9 protein-coding genes are annotated in these 12,402 nt (G+C 44.8%); 5 read left to right on the plus strand and 4 right to left on the minus strand.

Annotated elements, in window-relative coordinates; all coding sequences use genetic code 11:
• From B9T16_RS19715 to B9T16_RS19725, 3 genes are all read left to right on the plus strand, one after another.
• On the plus strand, nt 1-975 hold a 975-nt coding region (locus B9T16_RS19715; protein WP_410245562.1), incomplete at its 5' end, for a thiamine pyrophosphate-dependent enzyme.
• Between the two features lie 404 nt (nt 976-1,379).
• Nucleotides 1,380-3,467 carry an elongation factor G gene (locus tag B9T16_RS19720; protein WP_410245563.1) on the plus strand — a complete coding sequence of 696 codons (2,088 nt, stop codon included), beginning with the start codon at nt 1,380-1,382 and terminating at the stop codon, nt 3,465-3,467.
• A 159-nt stretch (nt 3,468-3,626) separates the two neighbouring features.
• A complete protein-coding gene (locus tag B9T16_RS19725; protein ID WP_410245564.1) occupies nt 3,627-5,426 on the plus strand; it encodes an SLC13 family permease in 1,800 nt (599 codons plus the stop codon).
• Nucleotides 5,427-5,525: 99 nt separating this feature from the next.
• On the opposite strand, the gene B9T16_RS19730 is transcribed toward B9T16_RS19725, so the two are convergent.
• Nucleotides 5,526-5,753: a YlcI/YnfO family protein gene (locus B9T16_RS19730; RefSeq protein ID WP_035736858.1), complete on the minus strand. Its 228-nt coding sequence runs from the start codon at nt 5,751-5,753 to the stop codon at nt 5,526-5,528.
• Nucleotides 5,754-6,129: 376 nt separating this feature from the next.
• Here B9T16_RS19730 and rpaB point away from each other — a divergent pair, with 376 nt between their 5' ends.
• Both rpaB and B9T16_RS19740 read left to right on the plus strand, forming a co-directional pair.
• Nucleotides 6,130-6,891 carry a response regulator transcription factor RpaB gene (gene rpaB / locus B9T16_RS19735; protein ID WP_006619815.1) on the plus strand — a complete coding sequence of 254 codons (762 nt, stop codon included), beginning with the start codon at nt 6,130-6,132 and terminating at the stop codon, nt 6,889-6,891.
• 157 nt (nt 6,892-7,048) lie between these two features.
• Nucleotides 7,049-8,917, plus strand: a complete 1,869-nt coding sequence (locus B9T16_RS19740) for a glycoside hydrolase family 9 protein (RefSeq protein ID WP_410245565.1) — start codon at nt 7,049-7,051, stop codon at nt 8,915-8,917.
• A gap of 98 nt (nt 8,918-9,015) precedes the next feature.
• Here the strand turns inward: B9T16_RS19740 and purH are convergent, their stop codons facing one another.
• The 3 genes from purH to B9T16_RS19755 all read right to left on the minus strand — a co-directional run.
• Nucleotides 9,016-10,563 carry a bifunctional phosphoribosylaminoimidazolecarboxamide formyltransferase/IMP cyclohydrolase gene (gene purH / locus B9T16_RS19745; RefSeq protein WP_006619817.1) on the minus strand — a complete coding sequence of 516 codons (1,548 nt, stop codon included), beginning with the start codon at nt 10,561-10,563 and terminating at the stop codon, nt 9,016-9,018.
• Nucleotides 10,564-10,719: 156 nt separating this feature from the next.
• Nucleotides 10,720-11,229, minus strand: a complete 510-nt coding sequence (gene rnhA / locus B9T16_RS19750) for a ribonuclease HI (protein ID WP_006619818.1) — start codon at nt 11,227-11,229, stop codon at nt 10,720-10,722.
• A gap of 393 nt (nt 11,230-11,622) precedes the next feature.
• On the minus strand, nt 11,623-12,402 hold a 780-nt coding region (locus B9T16_RS19755; RefSeq protein WP_410245566.1), incomplete at its 5' end, for a transketolase-like TK C-terminal-containing protein.

Below are 12,402 nucleotides of genomic sequence, written 5' to 3' on the forward strand. Positions count from 1 at the left end.
AAAGGTGCTTTTGATGAAAATCACCCCCTATCTCTGGGAATGTTGGGAATGCACGGAACCGCCTATGCTAATTTTGCGGTGAGTGAATGTGATTTGCTGATCGCGGTGGGGGTTCGCTTTGATGACCGGGTGGCGGGAACCGGAGATAAATTCGCCCATAGCGCTAAGGTGATTCATATTGATATTGACCCGGCGGAAGTGGGCAAAAATCGCACGACTGATGTTCCTATTGTGGGAGATGTGCGACAGGTTTTGGGGGATATGCTACAACGTAGCTATCAGTTGGGAACGGAAATTAAGCCGGAACAAACCCAGGAATGGCACTCGCGCCTTCAGCAATTGTATAACCAATACCCCCTGACTATTCCTCACCCGGAAAATGGTCTCTCTCCCCAAGAGGTGATTGTGGAACTTAGCCATCAATGTCCTGATGCTTTCTATACTACTGATGTGGGTCAGCATCAAATGTGGGCGGCGCAATTCGTGAAAAATGGCCCCCGACGTTGGATGACTAGCGGCGGTTTAGGGACTATGGGTTACGGTTTACCTGCTGCTGTGGGGGTTAAGGTGGCTCATCCTGATGATACGGTTATCTGTATTAGCGGTGATGGTAGTTTCCAAATGAATATGCAAGAATTGGGAACTATTGCTCAGTATGGTATTGGGGTTAAGGTGATTATTCTCAATAATGGCTGGTTGGGAATGGTGCGCCAGTGGCAACATATGTTTTATAATGATCGCTATGAGGCTACTAACCTCGAAGATGGAACCCCAGAATTTGCCCGGTTGGCTGATGTTTATGGCATTGAGGCTATGACTGTCCGCCTACGGTCCGATTTGCCAAAGGCGATCGCTAAAGCCCTGTCTCACAACGGTCCGATGATCCTAGATGTTCGGGTTACCCGTGATGAGGACTGTTACCCGATGGTAGCCCCCGGTCACGATAACAGCGATATGATGGGTTTATCGAGTTAGTTGCTCTTAACCCTCACCCCCCTTCACCCCCCTAGTGCTGTCCTCCGCGTCAGCATGGGGGGGTGTTGTGTCTGAGAGCAAATATTAAATTAACCTTAAAAAACGCCATATTGATTTACAAAAATTCGCAAAAATTAATAATGTTTTGTTTGATTAACTAGGTGTAAAATTGGTGACAAAATATCCTAAATTAAAAGGTAGTTCACTCTCAATCCCTAACCGGAAGTATCTATCCTAATATTAACCGGAGACTAAGGGAAACTGAGAGCAGCGAAGTCCCACGGTATCCCGGTTGTGAATTGTTGAAAAAATCGGAATTTTCCGAGAAAGGATTTCTCGGTCAAAAAATCACAATTGCCACCGTGTTATAATCATTGATTTATCCGGTTTCAGGAGAGCGTCCTATGACAAGTAATGTTGCATCAGAAAACCGTAATGTCGCCATTGTCGGCCCCTATTTGAGTGGTAAAACGGCTTTGCTAGAAAGTCTGCTGTTTGCCACAGGAACAATTACCCGTAAAGGTACGGCTAAAGAAGGCAACCGTATCGGAGATGGCGTAGCTGAGGCTCGCGATCGCAATATGAGTGTAGAAATCAATGCCGCTTATACTCAATATGGCGGCATTAACTTTGCCTTCCTCGACTGTCCAGGTTCGGTAGAATTTGCCCAAGAAACCTATAACGGCCTCATGGGTGCGGGATTAGCAATAGTGGTTTGTGAACCGGAACCCAGTCGCATTCTCACCCTATCGCCCCTATTCAAATTTTTGGATGATTGGGAAATTCCCCATATTGTGTTCATTAATAAAATGGATCGGGCTTTCTCTGATGAAGAAGGCTGCAACCTCAACTTTTTAGAGTTATTAAATGCCCTGAAAACTGTATCGAGTCGCCCCATAGTTCCCCAAGAATATCCGATCGCCAAAGGTTCAGAATTAATTGGTTTTATCGATTTAGTTACAGAACAAGCCTATAACTACCATCCCGGTGCGGCATCAGATCCAGTTCCCATGCCCGAAGAACTTAAAGAGTTGGAACACGCCGCCCGCCAGGAGATGTTAGAACAATTATCTAACTTTGATGATCACTTGTTGGAAGAACTTCTTGAAGAAATTGAACCCCCCACCGAGGAAATTGTCAAAGACCTAAAAATGGAATTGGGGGCGGATTTGATTGTTCCGGTATTTTTCGGAGCGGCTGAATTAGAATATGGAGTGCGATCGCTTCTTGATGCCCTAGTCCGAGAAGCCCCAGAACCCAGCTTAACGGCCGAACGTCGGGGACTCAAAGGAACAAGTGATATCCCGATCGCCCAAGTCCTGAAAACCTTTTACACCCCCCAAGGTGGTAAACTCTCCCTAGTGCGAGTCTGGCAGGGAGAACTTACCGAAGGCATTGTTCTTAATGGTGTACGCGCGGCTGGAATGTACCGTTTGCTGGGACAACAAACCCAGGGCGTGCAACTTGCCAAAACTGGGGAAATTGTCGCCTTGGCGCGTATGGAGGGCATCAAAACCGGTGATACTTTGACCACTCAACCCGATCGCCTCAAAGCACCCTTACCTACAGCCCAGGTATTGCCACCAGTATTGGCATTTGCGATCGCCCCTGAAAATCGCAAAGATGAAGTAAAACTCAGCGCCGCCCTCACCAAAATGATCGAGGAAGATCCCTCTCTAACTTGGGAACAAAACACCGACACTCACCAGGTTATCCTCTGGGGACAGGGAGAAATTCACCTGAAAGTAACCCTTGATCGCCTACGCCGCAAGTACAACTTTCCCATAGTGACCTCGCCGCCTCAAATTCCCTATAAAGAAACCATCCGTTCTAATACCAACTCCCACGGGCGCTACAAACACCAAAGCGGCGGACATGGACAATTTGGTGATGTTTATTTAGATATTACCCCCTTACCTCGTGGTGAAGGTTTTAACTTTAATGAAACCATTGTCGGCGGCGCGGTGCCAAAACAATATATTCCCGGTGTGGAAATGGGCGTGCGAGAATACCTCCAACAAGGTCCCCTAGGTTTCCCCGTCGTTGATGTTTCTGTCACCCTGACCAATGGTTCCTATCACTCTGTGGATAGTTCCGAACAGGCTTTTAAACAAGCCGCCAGGCTGGCTATGCAAACGGGTATGGCTAAATGTAACCCCACTTTGCTCGAACCTATTGTTACGGTGGAGGTATGCGCCCCAAATGAGTTTACCTCTCAACTGTTCCAATTGATTACTACTCGCCGTGGTCAAATTTTGGGTTATGAACCTGTGGCTGACTGGAAAGGTTGGGATCAGGTGTCGGCTTATTTACCACAGGTGGAAATGCAGGATCTCATTGTGGAATTGCGATCGCTAACTATGGGGGTCGGTTACTTTAACTGGAAGTTTGACCATTTACAGGAAGTCCCCGAACAACTAGCCCAAAGGGTATTAGCCACTGTTGCTGATAATAGCAATGGCGGCGGCGGAAATAGCAAATCCAAAAGCTAACTCGTTTTAACCCTCAGACTTGAATTCAAAGGACGATCAGCTGATCGTCCTTTTTAGCAGGTCTGGGGTCACTAACTCCCCTATACCTGACACCCATTCTGATTGGCTGTATGATCAAACGTTACCTTTGTGATCAGCCACTTTAGCATATCCTTACCCATGGAAGTTTTTCTTACTCTGTCTATAGTTGTTCTCGCCCTGATTAGTTTTATAGTCGAATGGCTACCTGTAGATTTAACAGCGATCGCCGTTACAGTTTTATTAATGTTCCTGGGTTTAGTCACTCCCGAACAGGGAATTTCTGGTTTTGGCAATTCAGCCACCATTACCGTTATGGCTATGTTTATCCTCAGCGCCGGAATTACCCGCACTGGAGTCATTCAAATTATACGCGATCGGCTAATTAAATGGGGTGGAAAGCGCATCAATCAACAGCTTTTTGTCATGGGTAGCTTAGTCGGACCTATTTCCGCCTTTATTAATAATACAGCAGTCATCGCTATTTTTCTACCCATCATCGAAGATTGGTGTAAACAGCAAAAAACCTCCCCTTCCCAATTTCTCATTCCTCTTTCTTACGCTTCAATTCTCGGAGGAATGATTACAGTAATTGGCACATCAACTAATATTCTCGCTGGCGGAATATCTGAACAATTAGGTTATGGAAACTTTCATATTTTCCAGTTTACAAGCGTGGGACTATTAACCTTTTTAATTGGGTTATTATACATTTCCTTAATTGCCCCCAAGCTCCTACCCAAACGAGAATCACGCATCAATAGTGCCATGGAAAACAGCTATGATTTGCAGGAATATCTCAGTGAAGTAGTCGTCACTAATACATCCAGTTTAGTCGGACAAACCCTCCGGGAAAGTGAAATTCAACGCAAATTTGACCTAGACGTATTAGAGTTAGTTCGCAACAAAATTCACCTCCCCCAACCCGTAGCCGATAAAGTCTTAAAATCCGGAGATATTCTGATTATTCGTAGCACCCGTGAAGATTTACTCAAAATTAAAAACGAAAGAGGTTTAGATCTTTTACCTGATATCAAGTTTCGGGAACAATCCCTAGAAACAGTCCTGAGTTCTGGAGAAGAAAAAATCGCCGAAGTCTTGATTTTATCCAACTCCCGTCTAATTGGTACTACCCTCAAAGATTTACGCTTTAGACAGCGGTATAATGTCACCGTATTAGCCATCCGTCGCGGTGCCGAATTAGTCCAAGGACGCTTAGGAAAAATCAAACTCAGATTTGGTGACTTATTATTAGTCCAAGGTCCCAAAGAAAGTTTTATTGGTTTACAAACCACTAGGGAACTTTTAGTCTTAGAACAGCGCGACATCGACAACKTACGCACCGAGAAAGCCGGAATAGCCATTGGCATTACTTTAGGCGTAATTGCACTAGCAGCCTTCAAAATAGTTCCCATTTTAGTTAGTGCTTTAGCCGGAGTGATTTTGATGGTCGCCACTGGATGTCTAAAACCCGGTGAAATGTATGGTGCTGTTCGTTGGGATGTAATTTTTCTATTAGCCGGATTAATTCCCCTAGGAATTGCTATGGAAAATTCCGGCGCAACTGAATGGCTGGCTAATAATTTAGTGTCTGTCGGCGGTCATCTTTCCGGGTATTGGGTGTTAACATTTTTCTTTATCATCACAGTTTTATTAACAGAAGTTCTCTCAAATAATGCCACCGTAGTACTCATGATTCCCATTGCTGTCCGAGTAGCGGAAACCCTGCAATTAAATCCCTATGCCTTTATGTTTGCAGTCACCCTCGCCGCTTCCTGTAGTTTTATGACCCCCATTGGCTACCAAACTAATACCATGGTTTATAGTCCCGGAGGTTATAAATTCTCCGACTTTACACGAGTTGGCTTTCTTCTCACCCTGTTAATGACCATTGCTGTTCCCTCATTGGTCATCCTATTTTACGGTCTTTACCCTAGCTGATAATCCCTCAAATTAGGAAACATCAAATCTCAAAATCCGGCAGCTTAAAACTGCCCATAATCACCAGATTTACTCTGATTAAAATGGCTCATGGTCGGTCTAATCATCGGAATGGGACTCTTCCCCCAACTGTTCTAGTTTAAATTCTAAGGCGGATAGTCTAACTTCTAATTGATCAAGTTTTTCCTGCTGAGATGATATTCCCAGATAGGATCTCAAGGCATCAATGACCAGATCTGACTTGGATTGTCCAGTGATTTCTACCCGCGCCATGAGTGCTTCGTGTACCTCAGAAGGAATCCTGACACCTAGGAATGGATTGGGCATAGTTTCAATAAGATTGCATTTTTGACAATGAATGCCAATAGTGTGTTAATAATATCAGTCTCTTGCTAAACTGCCTATCATTAACCCAACGGCGTAGTGTGGGACTTCTTTTGACATGGAGTTAAAAGAATCTTGGTCTTATATGTTAATTTATTAACAGTAAAGCTAAGATGCCCATTCTTGTAAACGGTTTTTTGTAAAGTTTTTTTGCGTAACCAAAAGTTCTGTAAAGAACCTTAAACAAAAATTGATAACATTACGAAAACATATGTTATCATCAAACCCAATATCTCCTGTCCAACTGAGCCCGGGGACTGAGAGAGTCCCTAGCCAGTTTTGCTCAAAGGCCGATCCATAAAAATTACTGGGAGCAAACATGACCATAAAAGCACGACTTGATGAACGGCGCAATCCTGAAAAAATCCTCATCGCCGATGATGAGTCTGCAATTCGACGTATTTTGACAACTCGTCTGTCAATGGTCGGTTACAGTGTTGTCGCAGCAGCAGATGGTTTACAAGCTATTGAAATGTTCGATCGCGAAAGTCCAGACCTGGTAGTTTTGGATGTAATGATGCCAAGACTTAACGGTTACGGGGTTTGTCAAAAAATTCGAGAAATTTCTGATATTCCCATCATTATGTTAACCGCCTTGGGAGATGTGGCCGATCGCATTACCGGTTTAGAATTGGGGGCTGATGATTACCTCACTAAACCCTTTTCTCCCAAAGAATTGGAAGCCCGCATTCACGCTATCCTCCGTCGGTTCAAAGATAACGCATCTTCCCATGATCTAAGTCCCGAAGTCATCCAAGTTGATACTCTCCGCATTGACACCATTAAACGACGGGTTTACAAAGGCGATAAATTGTTGCCCCTCACATATATCGAGTTTAACTTGCTCGAACTGTTGTTTAAGCGTTCTGGTGAAGCGGTTTCTCGTTCCGAAATTCTGCAACAATTGTGGGGTTACACCCCCCGCCGCATTGCCGATATGCGCGTTGTTGATGTTCATGTGGCTCGCCTACGAGCTAAAATTGAGACTGATCAGCGTAATCCTGAGTATATTCTCACGGTTCGCGGTATTGGCTACTCTTCCCAGCGACTCGCAGCAGTGGAAGAACCAATTGGCGCATAATTAATATCAATCCTCCAAAATAAAATCGATTTGAATAAAACTTAACAAAAACCCATTCTGGTCAGAGCATAACCAGGGTGGGCTTTAATTTCGAGAAGTGATAATATCCAATTAGATTGAATTGGTAGACCCAATGTTCAGGTGGTTTCTCTCTTTCGTGCTAACTATTGCTTTGATAGTAGTCATCAGCGATGCTGACCTCCAGAGTCAGCCAAGTCTTCAAACCGATATGACACCCGGACCATATATTAAAGTTGATCAGTTTGGTTATCGTCCCCAAGATCATAAAGTCGCTGTAATTACCACTCCCGAAGTGGGTTTTAATGCCCAGGAATCCTTCTCACCAGGGACTACCTACGAGGTTCGGGATGCTAATTCTCATCAACAAGTTTATTCGGGTCAAATTCAGCTCTGGATGGATGGTAAAGTTCATTCTCAATCAGGCGATCGCGGTTGGTGGTTTGACTTTTCCCCGCTCAACAAACCAGGTTCCTATTATATCATAGATGCCGCCAATCAACAACGTTCTTTTGAATTTGAGATTAGGGATGATGTCTATAAACAGGTTCTTATCACTGCTGTCCGTACCTTTTTTTATCAGCGCAGTGGCTTTCCCAAACAACCCCCATTAGCTGACCCTAGATGGACTGATGGCGCGGCTTTTTTAGGACCCGGACAGGATACAGAGGCGCGCTATGTTTATGACAAAGATAACCCGGCTTTGGCTCGCGATATGCGTGGCGGTTGGTTTGATGCGGGAGATACTAATAAATATGTGACTTTTGCGACTCCGGTAATTCATCAACTTTTAGATGCTTACTCCCACAATCGGGAGATTTGGACTGATGATTTTAACATTCCCGAATCGGGGAATAATCTCCCAGATATCATCGATGAGATTAAGTATGAAATTGATTGGTTAAAACTGATGCAGGATGATGATGGGGGAGTGTTTATTAAACTGGGTACGATTGATCATAATAATCCAGAGATTCCTAGTCTTGATCAACGGCCCCGTTATTATGCTCCTAAATGTTCTTCTGCTAGTATATCGACGGCGGGAATGTTCGCCCATACTGCGTTAGTTTTTCGGGAATTTCCAGTTCTTAATGAGTATGCAGAAGACCTGCAAAATAGAGCGATCGCCGCTTGGGACTGGTTTCAATCTAACCCCAAACGGACTGATTGTGATTCCCAGACGATTAAATCTGGGGATGCAGATAGAACCGAACGGGAACAAAAAGGGGCAACTGTAACGGCGGCGGTTTATTTATTACAACTCACCGGAGACACCAAATATAATCAATATATAAGTGCCAATTTAACGGAAACTCAACCCTTTAAAGATGATACTTGGTCGAGGTATAACCCCCATGAAGGGGATGCCCTATTATTATACACTAAACTAGCCAATGGCGATGACAATATCCAACAACAAATAAGCGATCGCTTTCGGGAAATGGTGCTAAGTAATAAAGCATCCTACGGTAATTCTGACCTCGACCCATACCGTGCTTATATGAGCGACCCTCAATATCATTGGGGTAGTAACCTAGTGGAATCCAACTATGGTAATACCAACTATGATGTCTTGTTGTATGAGGTAGACCCAGACCACGCCGACAGCTATAAAATCCGAGCCTTAGACCATCTCCATTACCTGCACGGTGTCAACCCATTAAGCATGGTTTATTTAAGCAATATGTATGAATACGGAGCCGAAAAATCCGCTAACAAAATGTATCATCAGTGGTTCGGCGGGGGCATTTATGATCATGCTTTAAACTCTCCCAGTGGTCCGGCTCCTGGCTATTTAGTAGGGGGACCCAATCAATATTATACTGGCTCATCTAAACCCCCTGTTGGTGAGCCTCCCATGAAGGCATATTTTGATGAAAATGACCCCCGCAAAAAAGCCTGGGAAATTACCGAACCCGCCATTTATTATCAAAGTGGCTATATCAAACTTTTGTCTAACTTTGTCAGTTCCCAAGCCACCACCAGAGCATCTACCGATGATAATTAACAACTAACCATCAATCATTAATCAGGAAAATCGACAAATTTACCCCCGCCCATTATTGAGGGCATAATTAGGGCGGGGTTTATGATATTTGGCGATATTTAATGGAGAAAATGACGCATTCCGGTGATTACCATAACCAGACCTAATTCATTAGCGGCATTAATGGAATCTTGATCTCGCATACTGCCGCCCGGTTGAACAATAGCCTCAATACCAGCAGCAGCAGCCGTCCTTACCGAGTCATCAAAGGGGAAGAAACCATCACTAGCAAGGAATCCCCCCTTAGCGTTTTCTCCGGCTTGTTCTAGGGCAATTTTAGCGGCTCCTACGCGATTCATTTGTCCGGCTCCTACCCCTATAGTGGTGCGGTTTTTGGTGACCACGATCGCATTAGATTTAACGTGCTTGGCAATTTTCCAAGCAAACAATAACTCAGCCAATTGTGCCGAGGTAGGTTTTTTTTCGGTCACTAATTGCCAATGGTCAGGGATATCGATTTCATCATCACAGGTCTGGACCAAAAAGCCCCCAGCAATTAGCTTAATAGTTTCTTTGGGACCCGAAACTAAATCCGGCAAAATCAACACCCGCAAATTAGCCTTTTTCTTGAGAATAGCCTCAGCTTCTGGTTCACAACTGGGGGCGACAATGCACTCTAAAAAAGTTTTGGTCATGGCTGTAGCCGTCGCCGCATCAATGGGACGGTTGAGCGCAACAATACCCCCAAAAGCAGAAACCGAGTCCGCAGCAAAAGCCCGTTGATAAGCCTCAGATAAACTATTAGCGATCGCCGCCCCACAGGGGTTAGTATGTTTAAGAACAGCCGCCGCCGGTTCATCAGTGAACTCGCAAATAATCCGTCTAGCCGCTTCCAGGTCCACCAAGTTATTGTAACTGAGGGGTTTTCCCTGCAAAATTTTACCCGCCGACCAGCCATTAGGGACAGTTCCGGTTTGATACCAGGCGGCGGGTTGGTGGGGGTTCTCGCCGTAGCGGAGGGCTTGTATTTGGTTTCCGGCGACAGTGTAGCTAGTGGGGAGGGGATTAGTTTCGGTGGTGTTTTGATATTCTAAATAAGTAGCGATCGCCCGATCATAAGCCCCAGTATGACGGAAGGCTTGTAAAGCGCAGCCTTGGCGAAATTCTAAACTAGGTTCGCCGCCGCTGTTTCGCATTTCTTCGAGATAGTCCCCATATTGGTTAGGCTGACACAGGACAGTCAAATGGGCGAAATTTTTAGCAGAAGCCCGCAGCAACGTAGGGCCACCGATATCAATTTGTTCGATCGCCTCTGGTAGGGTAACATTTTCCGATGCAATAGTTTGTTCAAATGGGTACAGATTAACCACTACCAGGTCAATGGGGCGGATCTCATGCTGTTGTAATTGTTCCACGTCCTGGGGAATATCCCGACGCGCAAGGATACCCCCATGAATGCGAGGATGCAGGGTTTTAACTCGTCCCCCCAGAATTTCGGGAAATCCTGTATAGTCAGAAACCTTAGTAACAGGTAGTCCCGCCTCTTGGATAGCTTTAGCAGTTCCCCCACTACTAATCAGGTCAAAGCCAAATTCTTCCACAAGACTTCGGGCTAAGTCAATCAGTCCAGTTTTGTCAGATACACTTAATAGAGCTAAACGGGCCATTTTTCCAAGATTTACAAAGCAACTTCCCTATCTTAAAGTCAACAGACCATTCCAGTTAAAGGCATAATTGAGAAACTATAGCCAATTGATTAGCAAATTATCGGCAATTTCTACGGAGTAACCACAAGATTAAATTAAGATTACACTAAGATTACATTAACTCATAGAATCGATGTCTTGAGGTAGGGGTGGGTTTTCATATCCTAAATCTGGCGGTAAATTATCTCCATGAGTAGCTTCGACAGCAAGGCGATCGCAAATTTCATTTTCGCGATCGCCCGCATGACCTTTTACCCAGACAAACCGGACTTGATGTTCCTCACACAAAGCTAATAATTGCGCCCACAAATCCGGATTTTTCGCCCATTCCTTCTGGCTACGTCGCCATCCATTCTTTTGCCAACGTTTAGCCCACCCCTGAGTCATAGCATCTACGAGATATTTAGAATCACTATAGAGAGTCACACAACAGGGAAATTTCAGGGCTTGTAAAGCGGCGATCGCTCCCATCATTTCCATGCGGTTATTAGTAGTTAGTCGGAAGCCTCCTGATAATTCCTTTCGGTGACTACCACACATCAACACAGCCCCATATCCTCCCTTCCCAGGGTTCCCGCTACAGGCTCCGTCTGTATAAATTGTCACCTTAGTTAGGCCCATATTCATAATAATTTATTCTCTAATTTATTCCATCAGAAATCATATCATTGTCGGTTTTGTCAGTTCACAATTTATCAAAACCATATCTAAAATATGTATGATTCAACTGTAATTGATATCTAAAATATTGGTTAATACTGCCGTTGTCTGTGACTATGATCATAGACTATATGAGACAAAGATACTGCGACTTAGGCTTATTGTTATGTATAATCTTCCCTGCCCTATGCCCTATTTTATCAGTGTTAATCAATCAATACTCACGGGTACAAATAAAAAAACAAGGGTACAAACAATGTTGCACCCTTGCCGATTAATACGGTAGGGTGCGTCAGACCGCGAGAATGTTGATGATGAAATGCTCATAAACTCTTCTGACTGACGCACCTAGGTAATTAATTAACCAAGAAGTTCCTTAGCTTTCGCCACCACATTATCAACGGTGAAGCCGAATTTTTCCAACACCACACCGCCAGGAGCAGACGCGCCGAAGGTGTCAATACTGATAGTAGCACCCTCATCAGTCACATAGCGACACCAGCCAAAGCTAACACCGGCTTCCACCGCCAAACGCTTCTTAACAGAGGCAGGGAAAACCGACTCCTTGTAAGCAGCATCCTGCTTCTCAAACAGTTCCCAACTAGGCATAGAAACCACGCGGACTTTTTTACCCTCTTCCCGGAGTTTAACCGCCGCATCAACACAGAGGTAAGTTTCCCCACCAGTACCAATCAGAATAATATCAGGGGTACCATCACTGTTATCACTAAGGATATAAGCACCCTTAGCCACATTGTCGATAGAACTACCTTCGAGGTTAGGCAGATTTTGGCGAGAAAATGCCATCAAAGTGGGATAGTGACGGTTTTCGATCGCCACCTTATAGGCTCCAGAAGTCTCATTACCATCAGCGGGACGAATCACAGTCAAATCAGGAATCAACCGCAGAGAAGCGATATGTTCAACGGGTTGGTGAGTCGGGCCATCTTCACCCAAAGCAATAGAATCATGAGTCATCACCCACAGCACGGGAGCTTCCGACAGAGCCGACAACCGGATAGAATTACGCATATAATCCGTAAACACCAGGAAGGTCGCGCCATAGGGAATCAGACCCGAACGGTGCAGGGCGATACCATTACAAATGGCWCCCATAGCGTGTTCACGCACCCCAAACCG

It is taken from the genome of Arthrospira sp. PCC 8006, from assembly GCF_046480465.1.
Lineage (GTDB): Bacteria > Cyanobacteriota > Cyanobacteriia > Cyanobacteriales > Microcoleaceae > Limnospira > Limnospira platensis.

Excerpts from the sequence above, each read along its gene's own strand:
- B9T16_RS19720 (WP_410245563.1), top strand. The coding sequence starts at position 1,380 with ATGACAAGTAATGTTGCATCAGAAAACCGTAATGTCGCCATTGTCGGC.
- B9T16_RS19730 (WP_035736858.1), bottom strand. The coding sequence starts at position 5,753 with ATGCCCAATCCATTCCTAGGTGTCAGGATTCCTTCTGAGGTACACGAA.
- rpaB (WP_006619815.1), top strand. The coding sequence starts at position 6,130 with ATGACCATAAAAGCACGACTTGATGAACGGCGCAATCCTGAAAAAATC.
- rnhA (WP_006619818.1), bottom strand. The coding sequence starts at position 11,229 with ATGAATATGGGCCTAACTAAGGTGACAATTTATACAGACGGAGCCTGT.
- purH (WP_006619817.1), bottom strand. The coding sequence starts at position 10,563 with ATGGCCCGTTTAGCTCTATTAAGTGTATCTGACAAAACTGGACTGATT.